At 65.4% G+C, this 19,476-nt stretch carries 15 protein-coding genes; 10 read left to right on the top strand and 5 right to left on the bottom strand.

Features of this window, described 5'->3' with window-relative positions:
- Positions 1-66: 66 nt before the first annotated feature.
- On the bottom strand, positions 67-1,251 hold the full coding sequence (locus WDA27_06340; protein ID MFA5890552.1) for an ATP-binding protein: 1,185 nt from the start codon (positions 1,249-1,251) through the stop codon (positions 67-69).
- 1,139 nt (positions 1,252-2,390) lie between these two features.
- Positions 2,391-4,193 (bottom strand): CocE/NonD family hydrolase, encoded by a 1,803-nt coding sequence (locus WDA27_06335; protein ID MFA5890551.1) that lies wholly within the window; start codon positions 4,191-4,193, stop codon positions 2,391-2,393.
- Positions 4,194-4,488: 295 nt separating this feature from the next.
- On the opposite strand from WDA27_06335, the gene WDA27_06330 reads away from it, so the two are divergent.
- Both WDA27_06330 and WDA27_06325 read left to right on the top strand, forming a co-directional pair.
- Complete coding sequence (locus WDA27_06330; GenBank protein MFA5890550.1) at positions 4,489-4,626, top strand: HepT-like ribonuclease domain-containing protein; 138 nt, start codon at positions 4,489-4,491, stop codon at positions 4,624-4,626.
- A gap of 122 nt (positions 4,627-4,748) precedes the next feature.
- Complete coding sequence (locus WDA27_06325) at positions 4,749-5,477, top strand: hypothetical protein (GenBank protein MFA5890549.1); 729 nt, start codon at positions 4,749-4,751, stop codon at positions 5,475-5,477.
- 3 nt (positions 5,478-5,480) lie between these two features.
- Here the strand turns inward: WDA27_06325 and WDA27_06320 are convergent, their stop codons facing one another.
- A complete protein-coding gene (locus tag WDA27_06320) occupies positions 5,481-6,806 on the bottom strand; it encodes a hypothetical protein (protein ID MFA5890548.1) in 1,326 nt (441 codons plus the stop codon).
- 176 nt (positions 6,807-6,982) lie between these two features.
- Between WDA27_06320 and WDA27_06315 the strand changes: the two genes are divergently transcribed.
- Positions 6,983-7,888, top strand: coding sequence for an ABC transporter ATP-binding protein (locus WDA27_06315; GenBank protein MFA5890547.1), 906 nt, complete (start codon positions 6,983-6,985; stop codon positions 7,886-7,888).
- A complete protein-coding gene (locus tag WDA27_06310) occupies positions 7,878-8,714 on the top strand; it encodes an ABC transporter permease subunit (protein ID MFA5890546.1) in 837 nt (278 codons plus the stop codon). Before WDA27_06315 ends, WDA27_06310 begins: the two co-directional genes overlap by 11 nt.
- A 12-nt stretch (positions 8,715-8,726) precedes the next feature.
- On the opposite strand, the gene WDA27_06305 is transcribed toward WDA27_06310, so the two are convergent.
- The gene (locus tag WDA27_06305) at positions 8,727-10,322 is read right to left on the bottom strand and encodes a hypothetical protein (protein ID MFA5890545.1); all 1,596 of its coding nucleotides are present in this window, start codon (positions 10,320-10,322) and stop codon (positions 8,727-8,729) included.
- Between the two features lie 354 nt (positions 10,323-10,676).
- On the opposite strand from WDA27_06305, the gene rpsF reads away from it, so the two are divergent.
- The 4 genes from rpsF to rplI all read left to right on the top strand — a co-directional run bounded on the left by rpsF (position 10,677) and on the right by rplI (position 12,193).
- The gene (rpsF, locus tag WDA27_06300; GenBank protein MFA5890544.1) at positions 10,677-10,976 is read left to right on the top strand and encodes a 30S ribosomal protein S6; all 300 of its coding nucleotides are present in this window, start codon (positions 10,677-10,679) and stop codon (positions 10,974-10,976) included.
- Positions 10,977-11,009: 33 nt separating this feature from the next.
- A complete protein-coding gene (locus tag WDA27_06295) occupies positions 11,010-11,465 on the top strand; it encodes a single-stranded DNA-binding protein (GenBank protein ID MFA5890543.1) in 456 nt (151 codons plus the stop codon).
- Positions 11,466-11,534: 69 nt separating this feature from the next.
- Entirely contained in the window at positions 11,535-11,750 is a 216-nt protein-coding gene (rpsR, locus tag WDA27_06290; protein MFA5890542.1) for a 30S ribosomal protein S18, read from the top strand.
- Positions 11,747-12,193, top strand: a complete 447-nt coding sequence (gene rplI / locus WDA27_06285) for a 50S ribosomal protein L9 (GenBank protein MFA5890541.1) — start codon at positions 11,747-11,749, stop codon at positions 12,191-12,193. Before rpsR ends, rplI begins: the two co-directional genes overlap by 4 nt.
- A gap of 58 nt (positions 12,194-12,251) precedes the next feature.
- Here rplI and WDA27_06280 read toward each other — a convergent pair whose 3' ends face one another.
- Entirely contained in the window at positions 12,252-15,491 is a 3,240-nt protein-coding gene (locus WDA27_06280) for an Ig-like domain-containing protein (GenBank protein MFA5890540.1), read from the bottom strand.
- A 205-nt stretch (positions 15,492-15,696) separates the two neighbouring features.
- Between WDA27_06280 and msrA the strand changes: the two genes are divergently transcribed.
- Together msrA and WDA27_06270 are read left to right on the top strand one after the other, a co-directional pair.
- The gene (msrA, locus tag WDA27_06275) at positions 15,697-16,269 is read left to right on the top strand and encodes a peptide-methionine (S)-S-oxide reductase MsrA (protein MFA5890539.1); all 573 of its coding nucleotides are present in this window, start codon (positions 15,697-15,699) and stop codon (positions 16,267-16,269) included.
- Positions 16,270-16,409: 140 nt separating this feature from the next.
- Positions 16,410-19,403, top strand: a complete 2,994-nt coding sequence (locus WDA27_06270; protein MFA5890538.1) for a beta-propeller domain-containing protein — start codon at positions 16,410-16,412, stop codon at positions 19,401-19,403.
- Positions 19,404-19,476 lie beyond the last annotated feature (73 nt).

Raw genomic sequence — 19,476 nt, 5'->3', positions numbered from 1 at the left:
CGAGTCGAGGGGCTGGACAGGTGATGACGGGAACCGGTGGTCGAGTCGGGTTCGCGACTGGTATCGCTAGGCAGGCCGCAAAACGTCGATGGCAGGCTCATAGGCCCGAAGGATGAACTTACCCATCAGGGGGACTGCGAAGGAGTACTTCCCGAGGCGGTTCTTGTAGATCAGCCCCTGTTCCGCTAGCGATCCAAGCATTTGGTTCGCATGACTGGACGAGAAGGGCTTGGCGAGTTTTCGAACGGACTGGGCTACCAGCTCCTGGATAGTGAACTCTTCATCCGCGTGTTCAAGCGTTGCGACCACCCACAGAAGCTGTCGCTGCCGATCGGTGACCTTGGCCCACCTCCCTGCGAAGAAGTCGCTATCGAGCTTCCGCTGGATGGCTTCGATGGGCACCTCTGCATATTCCTCGTTGGCGATCTGTTGGATGAAGACGTCGTATACCTCGCGACAAATGAACTGAATGAAGTAGGGATACCCCCCCGACTCACGGACAATGGTGGTGACCGACGCGGCGTTGAACTTGATGGGACAGTCGGCCTCCTCCACCGGTTTTGAGATCGCCTCCCGGCTTTCTTCTTCGTTCAGACGCCCGAGCGTCACAACGCGGAACATGCGTTCGGAATATGTCCGGGCCTCTACTAGCCCAGGGAACAATGTCGGCAGCCCGGTTAGCACCAGCATGAAGGGAATTCCCTTCTTCTGAATGGACTGGAACACGTCCAACAGCACAGAGAGGGGAAACTGTTCCTTGCTCGCGTTGTCCGATAGGTTCTGCGCTTCGTCGTAGGCGAAGACCACGCGATGTCGTTCCTGTTGGCTTAGGTACTGCCAGGCGAATTCCAGAACGGCCTTGATCTTGTCGGAAACGAGCCCTGGGGTGTCGTCGTACATCGTCACCAGGATTCCGTGGGACAGGGGAACCGTCGTCTTCCTTGCGGCGGTGCCGAACCCCATCCCCTTGGGCGTGGTTGCCGGCACCGTGATCGTGGACGTGATGACAGCAAGGTCGGCCAGGATTCGGCGCGCCAGGCTCGCCTCGCTGACACTCGCCGATTCAGACAGGTCGGTCCCTGCCCAAAGCCAACCTTGTTTGATGGCCCTTGGCTTGAACGTGTCCAGCAGGACCGTCTTCCCAACTCCGCGCAGGCCTGTCAGGACTAGGTTTTCAAGGATGGTTTGCTGTTCGAGGAGGCGATCAAACTCGCGGTATTCCCGTTCTCGACCGGCCAGGTGGGGAGGCATGTGCCCTGCTCCGGGTCGGTACGGATTCCCGAAATCCAACACCTGCATATGCAGTTAGGCCCCTTCCTGAATTTAGTGGTAGAGCTAAGTTTAGGGGGATGGCTAAGTGGTTGTCAACTCCGAGGGTTGCTGTCACACCCCTCAACGGTTCTCCGAGAAGGTCGAAGACCTGAAGGTAGCCGTGTCTCTGACCCACTACTCGCCGCTGGTTCGTTTCGCGTGATCGCTAACCCCGAGCCAGGGCCTGGTTACGTTCACGGCGTCTTGCCGGTGTCCCGGGGTCCTTGCGAACCCCCGGATGAGGTCTGCAGGTCCGGCGCGGTGCAGGTGGGGTCGACCTCCCTTGGTTTCGCCACCCGAAAGAGAGCGCGGGCGAGGACGGCGTCAGGGCGATGGCTCGACGGTGCTTCCCGAGGGCTTGCCGCGGTCGTCCTGTCCGGTCTCGGACACCTTGCAGTCGGAAGTGCCGGCTGTCGGCGGGGGTGGGGCCCAGGTGTCCGCGTTCCGGCCATCATCCGGCGGACATGCCGGCATACCGTTGGGATCGTCGGCAGCTCCCGCCGGATCGGCCTTCTCGGATGGCGAAGGAGCGGGAGGGTCCTCTCGCCGACTCGGGCTAGGCGCGGGCTCGACGACGCTCCCGGGCGGTTTGGGTCGAACCGTTCGACCGGTCTCTTGTACCCGGCAGTCGGAGGTCGGCGCGTCCTGCGGGGGAGGGCGCCACGTCGCTCGACTCGGCAGATGTCCCGGGGGACACTCGGGGGCGTCGTTGGGGTCGAGCGACGTGGTCGGCGCAGGGGGTCCGGCCGGGTCGCTGTGGCCGGGAGTCATCGTCGTTACGCCGACTGCGAGGCCGACCCCTGCGACGAGGAGAGCCAGTGAGCCTAGTGACGTCTTCCACGTATTCATCCCGGGACTCCCGTTCATCCTGAATCTGCTGCTTGCCCTTTTGGCAAGGGTACTGCGTGTCCCCTTCCTGGAAAAGGGGTGAGATGCAGGTGACTGCGGACGTTGCCCAACGCCTTTTGGCATGGCTGCAGCCTGGTTGGGTTCACGGCGTCTTGTCGTCGGGTTCGGGCCCTGCGTGTTCGGCGGCGAGAGGGGCGGGGTAGACCCCCGCCCCTACTCGATCCCGTCGGTTACGAGGCGACCGGCGTGAAGCAGGGAATCCCCACCTGAGCGCCGCAGTCCGGTCCCGTTTCCGGCAACCACGATGTGTCGGGCAGCAGCGGCAGCAGAATGCTCGACGGATGCCCTGCGTCTTGCAGGATCGTGTTCAGCGCCGGCGGCTGAGCCGACGGGTACGCCCAGATCGACAGCGGGTCCACCGGCGGCGGAGCGTGGATCTTCAGCATCAACTTGTGGCCTTCGCGGAAGAAGTGAGACACCGGGAAGACCTCGATCTCGAATTCCGTCGGTTCCAACGGCGTGAGTTTCGTGGCGTTGGTGTGCGGGTGGTAAGCCCGGTAGATCTCACCCTCGTGCGGGCCGGACTGAACGACGTCCGTTTGCAGGTGGTCGATTGCGCGATGCGACGCGCGCTGCATGCCCCGCTGAACGAACTCATAGCGACCGTCGGGCCAGACGTCGATCACGTCCACGAAGAAGTCCGTGTCCACGGCCGTCGAGGTTGCCCATAGGCTCAGGTTGATCGGTCCCGCTATCGCAGTGGGCGCACCGAAGTCGAGCAGATAGCTCGCCTCATCGGGTCCTGATGCGTAGGTGATCCGGCCGGCGCCTTCGTTGCCGAACCCGAATCCACCGGTCGCCGCCGTCTGCCGTCCGGCGGTGAGGCTCACATAGTTCGTCGGGGCTTCACCCGCCGCGGGTGCTTCGGACGTAAGCGTCCCGGCGGCGCGCAGGTGGAAGCGTTGCCAGTCGGTCTCGGGCAGGGGCCAGTTGGACGACACGTACGGTGCTTGCCCGGCACCGTCCGTCGTCTCGAAGTGGATCCGCACTCGTTTGGAGGGATCGCTCACCTCACCGCAGTTCTGCCCATCCTTGATGATCCAGCAATCCAGCCATGCGGCCCGATCGGCGGAACCGACGCTGGTGCTTCCGTGGACTCCGTTCGTCAGCACCAGGCGCTTGGGAACTCCCGTGATGTGCTCCCACAGCCAATGCCCGCCGCGCGGGCCGGTTTGCTCGTCCTGATACTGCTGGGTGATGTGGATCGGCTTGGTGATCCCGTGAAGGTAGGAGCGGAGCGAACGAACCGCGTACCACGTCTCGTCCTCTTGCGACGTGATGCCCTGAAGGAATGGGTCGTCCAAGGCGTCCTTCGGGGGCCGCGTGGCGATGTTGGCCGCGCACGTCGGGTCGGGGGCGGTGGTCTCGTCAATCATCCGACCCGAGTTCGCCGCCAGTTCAACTGCCGGCCGGAATCCGTATGACCAGTACAGCGGAAAACCGTAGTTCGGCACGCCGCCCGGGTAGACGATTCCGCGGTACACGTCGTCGATGAGACCTGAGACCGCGATTGCTGTGAGGTGCGGCGGGTTCGTGGACGCGACGAGGAATCCGGTCAGGCCGGGATAGGAGTGGCCGACGATACCGACCTTGCCGTTGGACCATGGCTGCTTGACGATCCAGTTCTCGATGATCTCGTGGCCGTCGTACGCGTGACGACGGTCGAACAAGTCGAAGCGCCCACCGGAGCACCCCGTGCCTCGGACGGACGCGTAAACGCCGACGTAGTTGTTCCCGAGCGTGCTCTGTGTCCCGGCGCCGCCTGCGTATCCGTCTATCGCGAACAGCGTCGGCCAACCGCCGGGTCGGTCGGGGTCGAAGTTCTCCGGGTAGTTGACCGAGATGGCGATCTTCGTGCCGTCGGCCATCGCGACGTAGGTGTACTCGGCAGCTTGCGAGGCCGCCGGCATCAACAGCGTTCCTGCGATGACCAGAACGAATCCCACGGCGCGCGCGCGGATTCCCTTGCGCATGGTTCCCTCCCCTGTGCTCGGGTGCAGTGCTCTCGCGCTGGAGGTTCGCCGCGGTGCTCTCCTTTCCTGTGGCTTATCCCAAGAATCCTCGGACAGTTCTTTGGGGCTTGGCCGACGCACTCCGACCGGGCGCGCGCTTGCGGCGATGGCCCTCCGGTACGCCGACGGGCAGGGGTTGGCTGGCCGATGCGAAGACGGTCGATGCGATCGCGAAGCGCCTCGACCAAGTCGACGAGCTGGCGAAGAGGGTGAGCCCCCGGGTCCTGGAGGGGGTTCCGGATGTCGACGGAGGGGCGTGAAAGGGTTCCGTGAGTTCCTCTTCCACGTCTACTTCGACCTGGATCCGTCCGTGCTCGCCGACGTCGTCGGGAGCAAGCTGCCGGCGCTTGTCGCCGCGGTGGAGGCTGCGCTCGCGAACTCGACCGAGCGTTGAGCTTCCCGACGAGCCGCGCGGTTTCGTGGCGCGGATCCCCCGCAGACTTGGTGACTTCTTGCGCGCGCGCGCGGTGTAGGGTCGGCGCAGGAAGACGAGCGTTCGTGTCGAACGTGAGGGAAATGAAGGTGCGTCGAATCGTGGCTGCGGGGCTGGTTGCGAGCTTGTGGCTCGCCGGGGGCAGCGTTGCGCGCGCGCAGACGACCTACGAGCCTCCGTACGTCGGAGCCATGATCGACACCTACCCGGACTGCTTGCACCAGGGGGATCCGGGGGATACCTGCACGTCGGTCGCCACGGCGGATCCGCGGACTGGCGCGCTCACGTCTGAGGCGACCGTCACGTCCCCGAACGGCGGTCTCGGCCATGGCTCCTCCAGCAGTGCCGCCGAAGCGTGGTTCGACGTCACGTACACTCACCTAGTGCCCGAACAGACCGACGTCGTCACCGGCTCGGTCAGGCTGCGCATCTCTCACGCGGAGGTATCCCACGATTGTCTGGTCGCCACAGCGTGTTCGCTGTGGGGGTCCGCGGAGGTTGCCCTCATGGTCTTCATGGACCCATGGGAGGCCTGTGGTTATGTCTGCGCCGAGCATGCGTACGTCACGGTCCTTTCGCTGAACGACCCCCTGAAGTGGCCCAAGCAGATGGACGACACCATCATCGACGTCCCCTTCGAGATCAAGGGGTTCGAAGGCAAGGATCCGATCCCCGCGGGGCTTGCGTACGTCTCTGCCGAGATTTGGACGCGCGCCGATCTCGGGGCGGATCCTACGAAGGGTCTGCCGGCCCTTGTGGGTGCCGTCCGCGCGATCTTTCGCGGCGCCATCGAGTCGGTAACCTTCGACTGAGACTCAGTCGGGCGACAAGGCGTCCGACGCGACCAGCAAGACTGAGAACTCCAACTGTTCCAGGGATTCCCCCGCACTCCTCCCTTCAACCCCGACGCCGTCGGCGTCTGCCCACTCCGGATGGCTGTCGCCCGCGAACGACTTCAATCGGAGTTCGACGACGAGTGAGCTTCCGCAGGCGGCTAGAGTTTCCGCCGAGATCGTGATCGCGTTCGGAAGCTTGCGGTGATGCTGATACTTGTTGATGTAAGTGTCTTCCTCCGAAGTCACTTGCGGACACACATTCTCGGGAAAGACGACCGTCAGTTTTGAACGTGCCTTGACGAACGTGCCGTTGGTCGCGTGGGCGGGACAGGGGCTGTGGTCGGCGGCGGAGTTTGTGCAGGTCGTGAGTTCCAAGTCGCCGATAACCTCGACCGGGACACCGGGCTGCACATCCCAGGTCTCGCTGGACACGAGGGTATAGGAGTCGGCGATCGGAACAGCAACCTCGCGGATGCCGGTCTGGTGCGATGAGCCTCCGTTGATGACGTTTGCCTCGATGAAGGTGTTGCCCGCCGCGAGTGCACTCAAATTCCCGGCGGTGGGGTCCTCCATGAGCCGCCACGACCCGGCGTTGAGCACACATGTGTGCACGCCAACGGTCGTCGGGAAGTATAGGGATCTGCTCACGGTCGTCGGGGATTGGCTGGATCCAAGATCCTCCGGGACGCTGTTCTCGGTTGACTTCGCGCCCACAAAGGCCCCCTCCGGGGGGACCTGCGTGCCGGCAAAGCACTTCGTGGCAGTGATCTGGAGCACCTTCTCTTTGGGGGTGTTGGAGTCGCGCTTGGTCTTGAGGTGCGCGCGCACACGCAGAGCGTCTCCAAGGATGATCTGGTTGGGCTGAGGTGCAGGCCCCTGGGCAAGAACACTGAATCGAACATACACGTCGGGGTAGTCGGCGTTGGGATAGACAAAGTCAGGGATCTCGCTCGCAAGGTCGCTTCGGAGCTTGCGCTCGGTGGGGAGCACCATTGAGATCAGTGAGCTGTCGACGCCGTCGAGCGCGATGAGCGTGACGTCGCCCGGCTGCGATGGCGGGACAGATGGCGCCTGCAAGGTGTGGAGTGTGGTGACTGATTCCAGAGCCACGCGGGCGATTCCCGGTTCGGTGCGGCGCGCGCGGATCCAGTACGCGCGCGTGGTCTCGAGTGCCTCGGTCTGAGTCCAGTCGGTAGGCGGGGTGAACTCCGCGCACCCGCACTCTCCGGTCAACTCGTCGCGCGTCACGGGGAGGGCCGCCCACCCCTGGCCGTTCCAATAGCTCCAGGACAGGGCGGGGCTCAAGCCGTCATCGCCGTAGGCGCGGGTGGCCGCGACGAAGTCGAACGGCTCGACGGCTCCGAAGTAGAGTGCGTCGTCCGGAGAGCCGTTGAACGCTTCGAAGTCCCTCCTTTTGCTCGGTCCGCATCCCGAAGCCGGTAGGCTCTGACAAGGTCGCGTTTGCCGGCGGGAGACGTGGGATGGCGGTCATATCGATCGACGCATTGAGCAAGTTCTACGGCTCCGCGCGCGGCGTTGTGGATCTGAGCCTGGAGGTGGACGCCGGCGAGGTTTTTGGGTTCCTCGGGCCGAACGGCGCCGGCAAGACCACCACGATCCGAACTCTGCTCGATCTGATTCGGCCGACGAGCGGGCGCGCGCAGGTTTTCGGGCTTGATTCCCACCGCGACAGCGTCGAGATCCGCAAACGCGTCGGCTACGTCCCCGGTGAGATCAAGATGTACGACCGCATGACCGGGCTCGATTTCTTGCGCCATCTTGCGGCGCTGCGCGGCGGCGTCGACTGGGCGCACGCGATGGACTTAGCGGACCGCCTCGATTGTGATCTCGACAAGATGATCAAGTCGCTGTCACACGGAAATCGACAGAAGGTGGCGCTTATTCAGGCGTTCATGCACCGGCCGGATCTGGTGATTCTCGACGAGCCGACGCAGGGACTGGATCCGTTTGCGCAACAGGAGTTCCAGCGGGTGATCGACGACATCCGCGATGAGGGTCAGACGGTGTTTCTTTGTTCACACGTCATGCCGGAAGTGGAGCGGTTGTGTCATCGCGTCGCAATCATTCGGGAAGGCCGTCTGGCCGCGGTGGAGGAAATCGCGGATCTCAAAGCGCGCTCGGTTCGAAACGTTGAGATCCACTTCGCGTCACCGATTCCATCCGACGCGTTCGCCAACTTGCCCGGCGTACACGACGTCTCGGCGGCGGGCGGGATCGTGCGCCTTGCGGTTGCCGGGTCGGTGGATGCCGTAATCAAGGTCGCCGCGCGCCACGAGGTCGTGGACATCTTCAGTCATGAGCCGACGCTCGAGGAGATCTTCCTGGCGTTCTACGGCGACCGTGAGGGAGAACCTGATGGCAGCTAATGTCGCCGCGCGCCCCGCGGAGCGCGGACGGATGCTCGGCAACGTCGCGGCACGGACCCTGCGCTATCACGCGCGCGCCCTGCGGTGGTGGGCGTTGGGGACGGTCGGCTACATCTTGATGTACACGAGCGTGTGGCCCTCTGTTCGCGATAACGCCGCGGCATACAGCAGTACGCTCGAAAGCATGCCGGAGGCCGTCCGCAACCTGATCGGTACGGATTTCGGCACGCCGGCGGGGTATCTGCGCGCCGAGATGTTCACGTTCGTGACGCCGATCTTGATGCTGATCTACGCCATTGGAATGGGAACCCGCGGCCTGGCAGGCGAAGAGGAAGCCGGCACGCTCGACATGCTGCTGGCGACTCCGGTTCGTCGTCGCCGGATCGTGCTCGACAAGTTCGTCGCGATGGCCGCGGGAACGGCGTTCCTTTCGGGGCTGACGTGGGTTGGGGTGGCGCTGCTGGGTCCGCCGTTTGATTTGCACGTGTCGTTGGTCTCGCTTGCGGCGGCCGCGGTTGATCTTGGCTTGTTCGCGCTGGGGTTCGGAGCGATCGGAATGGCTCTGGGGGCCGCGACCGGATCGCGGTCGCTGGCGCTCGGTGCATCGAGCGGGCTCGCGTTGGTTGCGTTTCTAATACACACGTTGGCGCCGTCGGTTCATCTCTTGCGGCCTATGCGCAAGGCGACGCCGCTTTACTTCTTTCTAGGCCATGATCCGCTGACGAACGGATTCAATCTGCTGGATCTGACGGTTCTGACCGCTATTCCCCTTGCGGCGCTCGTGTTTGCGCTGTGGTTCTTCGAGCGCCGCGATCTCGCGGTCTAGAAACGCAGCGGGTCACTGCCTGCTACCCCATCCCTGACGCGAGTGCGACTTGCGGTCGCCGCCGCGCTTGTGAGTTCTGCGTTCCTCGCCGGTCCGTGACGAATCGCGTTCGGGTCGTTGCGTCCACGAGTCTCGATTCCACTCCGGGCGATTGCCCTCCCGTCGTCGCGCGTGATCGTCGCCCCGCTTTCCGCGCCGAGCCCGAGGCTTGTCGGCCCTTTCCTCATCGTCGGACTTCTCTGCTTGCGGAGCCGGGTCGATCTGCGGAGTTGGTTCGACCGCGGGAACTGGTTCAGTCGCGGGGGATTCGGTGGGCTCGGTTCGTGGCCGGTGGCGGTGTTCGCGTTCGGACCACGATGTGGGCTGCGGCTGCGGGGTCCAACTCGGGACGACGTTCGGGGGATGGATGTGAGTGCGGTGTCGTGGGGCGTCTTCATCCGCCGACGGCTGGGACGTGGGCGGATGTCGCGGCGCGCGCCCGCGAGTGGACGTGCGACTCGTATCGCGCACCGCGCGCACATCGCTTCCGCTCGCGGACCAACCTGCGTACGCCGCGCCCGGCATGCTCGCCGGTACGCCGGTCCAGAAGCTGGTCTTCCCAGCCGCGCCGGCGCGCGCGAAGCTGAAGTGAACGTGGTCCGTATGCGCGCTCGCTCCGTGGTAGGGCCGCCACCCTTGCGAAGCGCGATAAGAGCCCCAAATTTGGTGGTTCCACACCATGTACATGACGCCCAGTCGCCGCGCCATCGCGTGTCGGTTGCCGAACTCATCGGTTGCGAACAACCAGTTGATTAGGTTCTGTGCGCCGGCACGCTCGGCGGGCCGGTTCACGTTCACGCGCCAGTCCCACGCGCGCCCTTCCTTGTGCTCGCTCAGGCCACCGGCCGAGCAGTTGCGGCTGATCCCGAGGCTGCCGGTTCCTTCGTACCGGGAAAGCACGAGCGAGCGAAACGCCAGCATTCCCGGCTTGGGTGACGGGCTGCAACTGCTCTGCGGGTCGTAGGCCGCGTAGGGTTCGATCGCCGCGGTGAAATTGCCCGGCGTAGGCGCCGCGCCCCCGGCGTCCCCGGCGCCCGGTGTTGCGGCAGGGGGCGGAGTCGCTCGTGGGGTGAACTTCGGATCGACGGACTCCGCGGGCGGGTCGGGCAGGTTCGCGACATCGTCGTCGTCTCCGGCGAAGTCCGGAACCGGCACGACGTCCCACCCCGTAGCCGTCCGCAGCGCCTCGAAACCCATATAGGCGTAGGTCGAGGACTCGCAAACAGCGATGCCGTTGACGTTGACTGTGTCCGGTCCCGGCGCTGGACCCAGGGGCTCGATATACGCCCCGTTCGGATACGTGCCTTCGGGTGCCGTCCACGTGACTTTGATCTGGTCGCGGGGGCAGTACCGGTCGCGGTCATCGAAAGAGCCATCCCTGATCGGCAGCCCGCGTACGGCGACCACGAGGTCGACGACTTCGCGCTCGAGATCGGCGCGAGATGCGGCCGGGGGGCGATCGGTGTCCGAAGGAGCGCCGCGGATGGCGGCTGCTGAAACGGTCATTGAGGACGCAGCGCCGATTACGACGGTGAGGGCGAGGATCTTGGTCCGTGGCACCATAGCCATCGCGAAATCTCCGTTAGGTGGCCGGTTCGGACTAGGTATCGGATGGGCATGGTCTGAACTTGTGGCTTCGAGGCGGGCCAGTTCATCGGCCTTTCCGACGTGCGGGACAACGAGGGCAACTCGGCGTGGCAAACCGAGGTTGTTGTCACCCCGCGGAGGTAGGGTCGGCGGTATGTCCGAAGTCGCACGCGCCCCGTTTCGGTCGATTCAGTCGATCGGAAAACCTGCGGTGGAGCCCTTGGGAGGCCACTGGTATGCTGGCGCGGTCCACCGGCCACGATGGCCGGACAATAAGGGACTCACTCCTGCTCCTTCCCCTTGGAGGGGGCCGTACAGACCGTAGGAGGTGAGAGAATGGCGGAAACCCGCCACTACGAACTCATGCTGATCCTCGACCCGCGGCTCGACGACGCCGTGATCCAACAGGCCGTGGATCGGTTCGTCGGAGTCATCGCCGAGCGCGGCGGTGAGGCTACAAAGGTCGACATGTGGGGCCGTCGCAGGCTCGCGTTCGAGATTAACCACCTGAGCGAGGGCTACTACGTCGTAGCCCAGCTTCAGGCCCAGCCGCCGGTACTGACCGAGCTTGATCGAGTGCTCGGACTATCCGACGAAGTCATGCGTCACAAGATCGTTCGGCCGGGCAAGTACTAGCCGAAAAGGTCCTTCCCCGGAAAGGGTGCAGCAATGAGCGAGAACACGGTCACGTTGGTGGGGAACCTCACCGACGATCCCGAATTGCGCTTCACGGCGCAGGGCGCCGCGGTGGCGAACTTCCGCATGGCGGTCAGCAAGCGAGTGCGTGACCCGCAGACCAACGAGTGGAAGGACGGAGACACTTCGTTCTTCCGCGTGAACTGCTGGCGTCAGCTGGCCGAGAACATCGCGGAGTCTCTGACTCGCGGAACGCGCGTCGTTGTGACCGGCACGTTGCGCATGCGCTCCTGGGAGACGCAGGAAGGCGAGAAGCGCACGGTCGTCGAAATCGAGGCTGTGGACGTTGGACCGTCGCTGAAGTGGGCGACGGCAAAGGTCGAGAAGGTTTCGCGCGGTGGCGGCGGCAGCACTGCCGGTGCCGGCGGTACCGGCGGCGGCGGAAGCGACTGGGGCCCCGAGGCTCCGGTTCCCGACGACGCTTTCTGACAGAGGGAAGACATGGCGAGAAACGACAAAGAGCGGCGAGGAACGAAGCGCGTAGACAAGAAAGCGTGGATGCGCAAGCCTCGCACGCGAGTGTGCCAGTTCTGCAAGGACAAGACGGAGTGGGTGGACTTCAAGGATGTCCAGCTTCTGCGCAAGTTCGTGTCGGATCGAGGCAAGATCCGCTCGCGCCGCGTGAGCGGCGCGTGTACCCAGCACCAGCGTGATGTCGCCGCGGCCGTCAAGAACGCGCGCGAGATGGCGCTCCTGCCCTACATGAGCAAATGAAAGTCGTACTTACGCAAGAAGTCCGCGAGGTCGGGGCTCCCGGCGACGTCATCGATGTCGCGGACGGGTATGCCCGCAACTACCTCATCCCGCGGCGGCTGGCAGTGCAGGCGACCAAGGGCACGCTCAAGCAGGTGGACACGATCCGCCGTACGCGTGAGTTGCGCGAGGTCCGCAATCTGGAGCAGGCGCGCGCCATCGCAGATCAACTCGGCGCGCTCAAGGTGAAGGTCACGGCCAAGGCCGGCGACGGCGGTCGGTTGTTCGGTCAGGTGACTCCCGCGCAAGTGGCCGAAGCGATCGCCAAGGCGGGCGGACCGAAGATCGACAAGAAGCGCTTGGCCTTCGAATCCCCGATCAAGAGCCTTGGTGCCCACGCGGCGCAGTTGCGACTGCACCCCGAGGTCGAGGCGACCATCTCGATCGAAGTTCAGAAGGCGTAAGGCGTAAGCAGCATTCGACGGCCGGGGATTCCCCGGCCGTCTTTGCATGACGATCGTTTCAAACCCACGTTAGGTGGGTAGATACCGAGGTGCCTGTGGAGTGCAGCAGGGCGGTGACTATCGTTTCCCCGGCGGTGGCCGAAGTCCCGACCGCACTTGTTCGTCCGCGGAAGTCGGTGGCGGGAAGGCCCGTGATTGCACCCTGCCCCGCCGAGGACCACACGACGACCAGTCCGAGTTGGGGCGAATCGTTTCCGAAAGTGTCCACCGCGCTCACTCGCAGTGAGACGAGGGACCCGGTGGGGGCAGAGGCGGGGGGATCGTCGAAGCGGAGTGATCTCGGAGGTCCTGGCCGCCAGGCGAGGGACACCGTGGCCCGGACGTTGGTGTCGGGTATCGCGACCTCCACCGTCATGTCCCCGACCTGTTCGGAGTAGGCGACACCGTCGGCAGTTCCGTCCTCGGCGGTCTGGTGCGGCACGGACCGCATCTCACCGGGTCCGGACACCTTCGTCCACGTGAGCGGGGCAGGAACGGGGTTGCCAAATCCGTCGGTGACTTGAACTGTGATCCGCTGCTCCGCTCCCACTTCGGGGGACTCCGCGGCAGACAGATGGATGACTGTGGGGTCGCCCGCGTTCCACGTGAGGGTCTGGGATGCCCGAAGAGCCCCTTGGCTGAGCAGAACTGAGACCGCCACCGCCCCGGCCCTGGTTCGGCAGAAGCGTGCCAGGGACGCGCCTGCGTACGTGACCGCTCCTCCTCCCCCGATGTTCGGGGATGTGATCCAGGCAACTTCGATCAGGTCGAGCGGGCGTCCGTCGACGGCGGAGACCCTCACCTCGGAGTCGACGCACTCACCGGCCCTGGGGGTCAGGGTCGATGAGGCAAGTCTGAGCGATGCGTCCGGGTGTCCGATGGATAGCATTGTGTGGCTGGGGCCGAGCCGGGGGAAGAAGTGATCGGGTAGTCCCCACGCGACGAGTGGCCGGTAGTCCCCAACCAGATGCGGCGGTTCGGAGTCGTCCACTCCGCCCGGCCCACCGATGAACCCTGTGGGACTGACGTACACGGGTGAGTCCCACCGACCGTCTGGCGCGCGCCGCACCGCTCGCAGAGCGGCGGAGCTCGGGTAGCCGGCGCAGTCGGTGTTCCCGTCGTCCTTGCGTGCGCACCTTTGGTACAAGACCCACCAGCTACCATCGCGCATGGCTGCGACGTCGGTGATTTGGGCTCCTCCCTCGGTCGCGAAGATCTTGGGGCCGTCCCAGGTGGTACCTCCGAGGGGGCGCGTCGCGAGCTTCCCCCGCCACGTGTTGTTCTCGCTGGACACCTGCTCGGACCAGGCAGAAACGAGCAGGCGATCGATGATCACGAGGTCGCCCGAGACGCGCGCTCCCGGGTCGTCCGAATCCACGCGCTCCGGCGGCGACCAGGAACCGCCGGGCGTGCGCCGGGAGATCAGCACGGCTCCCCCGCCGGGGATCGTGCCTGCGGCATACTGCGCGAACTGCGTTCCGTCGGGTGCCACCGCCATGCGCAGACCGTCGAGAATGAGGGTGGATCCGGAGAGCAACGCAGGTTCCTCGGTCCACGTGCCGTCCGGCCGGCGTCGCGCCTCCTTGCCGTAGGGGTCCATCACCCACAGAGACCCGCCTGCGTCGAAGGCCATTTGCGGCCGGTACTCCTTACCCCGCGGAACCGGCCACGTGATGGGGAGCTCCTCGAGGTCCGACCAGACTCCCTCGGGGGTGCGAAGGCGTCCCACCATTCGCATCCGAGTGCTCATGTCCGGCCGCGCGACGATGTCACGCCAGATGACATAGAGGGTGCCCTCCGGGCTGGAAGCGACGCCGGCGACGCCCGGGTCCAAGTCGGCGCGCGTCCGAGGGCGCCAAGCGGCTCCCTGGTCGAGTCTCTGCGGGACAGACCAACTGCCGGTCGGACCCCGGACGGCGAAGACGATGTGGGGGGTGCGCCCCGTGTCGGGGGTCCCCAGCCCGTCGTGGGTCTCCTGCCACCAAGCCGCGAAGGCGGAGTCGTTGGGCGCTGCGGCGAGCTCGATGCCCTTCTGCCCGGGTGGCCCGTCCACCAGGCGAGCCGGTCCTGCCGGCATCTCGTCCGACCACGTCCCGTCGGGCTGCTCGACCGCGAGAATCCCACCGTCGTCGTAGGCGCTTCCCCACGTGGAGTCGGTTCCGAGCACAGCCCGGCCGTTCGCCGCGACCGCAAGGGACATGCCGGCTCGCATAGCTCGCGGAAAGGCACCGACGACGGCGGCCGGCGTCCAGGTCCCGCCTGGGGAGAGTCTGGACGCGACTCGATAGCCGGCCTCGTAGTACGTCGAGGTCTCCTCCCAAACCACGACGTCGTCCCCGTTAGGCGCGCGCGCGATGCTCCCCCGGCCCGCGAGAACCGATGTGCGATCGAGCAGCGATCCGCGTAGCGTCCACCCGGTGGCGTCGCGCGTCGCCCACTTCAATGCGTGCGTGCCGAGGGCGTCGCGGTCCCAGTAGGGCATGAGCAGCGACCCGTCGGCGCGCGCGCCCAGGGCGTTCGCATTCACTTGGCCGGCCGAACGCGCGTGGATCGGCCTCTCGCTAACCCATCCCGACGGCGTGCGGTGAAAGATAGAGACGTCGGTTCCCGGGAGCGTGCTCGTCACCCACGGAACTCCGTCGGAGGTCACGGTCACGAGGAGGTCGGGGCTGTGCGCTCCGAAGGGAGTCCCGACCGTCTCGGGCGCACTCCACGTTCCCGTTGAGGGATCTCGAGAGACGCACATCAATGTTCGAGACGATGCCCACGGGGCGTCACGTGTGTAGACGACCCACAGGCGCCCGTCGGGTCCAGCAGCGAGTTGCGCAAGATAGACGGGTTGCTCGACCGGAATGGGAGAGGCGGTCCAGGTTCCGGTGCGAGGATCCCGGCGCACCGAGTGCATGCTGTTTCCCAACACGAACACGGTTCCGTCCTGCAAGGCGACGAGCGAGGTGGCGTCGGTCGGGACTGAAGCGGTTTCCGGTGCCGACCATGCGGTCCCGTTGGTCGATGATCGATAGGCGACCCGTCGAACGCCGTCGACGTCGGTCCACAGCGAATGCAGGCGTGCTCCGTCGCTCTGCATGGCGAGAATCCTGTCGGGCCACACCGAATGCGTCTCCGGAGCTGGAGCCTGCAAACCCGAGAAGGTCGGCTCGAAGACGAAGCCGGTTGCCTCGGGCTCATCCGCGCGAGAAGGTGCGAGCGAGTTGGCCGCAATGGCCGCGATCATCGCCAGAATCCAACGCCGTTTCACCAACGAATGATTCGGCGTGCCCGTCCGTTCTCCTTGGACGGTGCTTTGTTGTCCGGTATGCGAGCTAGCTCGGGGTTCCCGGGAATGCGCAGAAGTCGTGCGCAGTCTGCCGCGTCGATGGACAGGGGGCGTTTGATTGTCACCGTATCGCCGGCGTCGTCCAGCCAAGCGTTCGGCCTTCGGCCCCTGCTAGATTCGAAGGGCGATGATCTCCGAGGTTCCGTCTGCGGCCGTGCATCACGCGCTCGGCGCCCCGCTTCGCGGGCCGTGGCCGCCGGGCCACGAGGTCGCCATGTTCGCGATGGGGTGCTTCTGGGGCGCGGAGCGAATCTTCTGGCGCTTGCCCGGCGTGTACTCGTCCTTCGTCGGCTACTCGGGCGGCTTCACGCCCAACCCGACCTACGAGGAAGTCTGCACGGGTCGTACCGGTCACGCGGAAGTAGCGGTGGTCGTGTTCGATCCGGCGGTCATCTCATACGACACCTTGCTGAAGCATTTCTGGGAGAACCACGATCCCACGCAAGGCATGCGCCAAGGCAACGACGTCGGCACGCAGTATCGCTCGGCGATCTTCGTGTACACCGACGAGCAATCCGACGCCGCCGAAGCATCGAAGAAGCGCTATCAGGAGAAGCTATACGAAGGCGGCTTCGGCGAGATCACGACCGAGGTCGCGCGCGCGCCCGAGTTCTACTACGCCGAGGACTACCACCAGCAGTACCTGTCGAAGAACCCCGGCGGGTACTGCAACCACGGCTTCTGCCAAGTCGCGTACTGAGCCGGACGCTCCCGGCGTAACGCCTCCGATCCCCACTGCGGGCTGTGCATTCTCGCGGAACCTTTACCGGCCGGACGGCGTCGTACATTTCGGGCAGACAGGGCCGTCGACCCAGCGGCTTGTCGAGCAGGAGGGGGCTCATGCGCAGGTACCTGCAGATTGCGCTGGTGATCGTGGTCGGTCTCGCCGTCGTCCTCGTAGGGCACAGCCCTCGAACCGCCAGAGTCCAGCCGAAGGAGTCGGCCTCTCCGCTCCCGAGCGAGGCACCCACCTACAAGGCCGCGGCCAAAGCGTCCGCTGTTTCGCTGCAGCGCTTCAGTCGTTGCGCGGATCTTGAGGCTCACCTGCGCCGGGCCGCGCAGAAGCTCGTCGGACCGTGGGGGATGGAGGAAGGCGAAGGATCCGGGCTGATGTGGCGGTCGGCTCCGATGGACTTCGCAGTGTTGGGTGACTCGCTTCTCTCGGCGCCGGCTGCCATGTCCGCCGGCGCGCCAAGTGGAGGTCGGGACTTCTCGGTGACCAACGTTCAGGAGGCCGGCGTAGATGAACCCGACCTCGTCAAAACCGACGGCGACCGGATCTTCGTGATCGCCCAGGGCCAATTCCACTACGTCGACGTGCGCTCCGGCCGACCGCGCCTCGCCGGGACGATGGACTTGCCCGAGGGTGACGGCCAGGAATTGTTGCTTGCCGGTGATCGCGTGCTGGTGCTCTCTACCGAGTGGGCGGGACAGAAACCACGGGAGCCGCGTGCGTTCAAGGGGTGGAGGGGACTCCGCACCGCAATCGCAGTGATAGACGTCTCGGACCCCGTGGCAATGCGCGTCGTTTCGACTTTGCATGTCGAGGGGTCCTACGTTGCGGCGCGCCTTGTAGACGGGCTGGTGCGCGTCGTGGTCAAGACCGGCGCTCCAAACCTCCCGTTCGTGAGTCCGTCCTCCGTCGGCGGGCGAGCGAACGACGCCGCGTGGGCCGAGCGTGCGGCGACGTTGCGCAATCGAGCCGTCCTGCAACGCTCGAGCGCGGCGCAGTGGCTTCCGCGGTTCGCCCTCGACGTGACGCGAGGCAAGAAGCGCCAGGTCTCGACGGGCCGCATCGTCGAATGCGAGCAGGTCTACCGGCCGCAGTCGTTTTCGGGCGCCGGCATGGTGACGGTGGTCACGGTCGACCCTGCCGACCCGAAGCCGGACAAGGGCGCGACGGTGCTGGCCGACGCGTCCACTGTGTATGCGTCTTTGGAGAACCTTTACGTCGCCACGAACCGCTGGGATCAGGTCGGCGGCGGCTTGCGTGTTGCCCGCGAGAAGGTCTCTACACAGATCCATCAGTTCGACATCTCCGGACGTCGCGCGCGCTACCTGGCCTCGGGAGCGGTGACCGGGCACCTGCTCAACCAGTGGGCTCTGTCCGAGCATGAAGGGCACCTGCGAGTCGCGACGACACTGCAGCCGTCGTCGCCGCGCGGGAAAAGCTCCAGCGCGGTCACGGTGCTTGAGCGACGCGCGCGCGTCCTGGTTCCGGTCGGAAGGATCGGCGGCCTCGGCCGGGATGAGCGCATCTACGCGGTTAGGTTCATCGGTGATCTCGGCTACGTCGTCACCTTCCGCCAAGTCGACCCGCTGTACGTGCTGGATCTGTCGAATCCCCGGCGTCCGGTTGCGCGCGGCCAACTCAAGATCCCCGGGTATTCGGCGTATCTGCACCCGATCGGCGACGGGTTGCTCCTGGGTGTAGGCAAGCACGCCGACGACAAGGGGCAAGTGCTCGGCTTGCAAGTATCGGTCTTCGACGTCTCGAATCCCGCGCGCCCGAGGCTCCGTCAGCGATGGAATCTCCCGGATGCGTATTCGGAGGCCGAGGACGAGCATCACGCGTTCCTTTGGTGGCCCTCGACGCGCACGCTGGTGTTGCCCGTGCACACCTGGGATGGCGAGGGCTTCTCCGGCGTCATCGGGCTGAGCGTGGATGCGCGCCATGGGATCAAGGAGATCGGCCGAGTCGAGCACTCGACCGAATCGATGGACCCGAGTACGTACTGGGACCCTTCCGTTCGGCGTTCTCTTGTTGTTGGCGACACCCTCTTCACGATGTCGGACGTCGGGCTGGCTGCGAACGGCCTCGAGTCGTTCGATGGGCGCGCGTGGATTCCCTGGCAGCCGTGGTACCCCACGACGGAGACGTTTGCGGGGTCTTCGCGCGGAGATCTAGACGGAGCGCGCGCCAAGGCTCGTTTCGACTCGCCCGGGCAGATCGCCGGCGACGAGGAGGGAAACGTCTTTGTTGCGGACGCCGGAAACCGGCGCATTCGTCGAATCGACACCGCGGGCACGGTGCACACCCTTCGGTTCCGCGAGGATCAGGGAACGGAAAGCGAGCAACTTCAGGATGCGCCGACCGGTCTAGCCGTTGGAGCGGCGGGGGAGCTGTACGTGGCGACTCGTTGCGCGATCTGGCGTCTGCAGGATCCGGCGGGCGCCAGTTCGAGCCTGGTCCACGTCGCGGGGGGTCCGGTGATCGGAACCGCCTGCGGGTCGGATGCCGACGAGGCTGCCGACGGATTCGGCCGCATGGCGCGCTTCGCGAGCGCGCGCCAGATCGCCGTGGACGAAGAAGGTTCGATCATCGTCGCGGACGCCGGTGCGCATGCGATCCGTCGCGTGCAACTGGACGCCGACGGAACGGGCACGGTGACAACGATCGCGGGACGACTGGGAACGGCGGGCGAGAAGAACGGACAGCCGTCGGTGGCGCTTTTCGACACGCCGACGAGTGTGGCGGTGATGCCCGGTGGGGGGATTCTCGTCGCCGACACCGGCAACCGCGTGTTGCGCAAGATCGTTGAGCCGGATGGCGTAACGTCGGTGGCCAGGCTTCGCGGATCTCCGGTCGGGCTCGCGTACGACGCCGAGCACGCGATCGCGTTCGTAACTTCGACGGGCGAGTACAGCGTCGTGTGGAGGCTGCGGGGTCGACGGCTTTCCGTACTTGCGGGGAGCACCACTCGCGGCTTCTCCGACGGCAAGTCGGGACCCGCACGCTTCGCGGACCCCTCCTCGCTTGTGATTACAGAGAACGGAGACCTTTTGGTTTCAGACACCGGCAACCACCGCATTCGCCGCATCGTCAACGGCTGATCTGTCGAGCGCCGGATTTCTGTGTCGTCAAGTGACACGGATTCCGGTTCCTGCCATAGCGTCTGGACTTCGG

The sequence above is a fragment of the Actinomycetota bacterium genome (assembly GCA_041658565.1).
Classification (GTDB): Bacteria; Actinomycetota; AC-67; order AC-67; family AC-67; genus JBAZZY01.
Note: the sequence above shows the minus strand (reverse complement) of the source record. Positions and strands in the feature narration are given on the sequence as shown.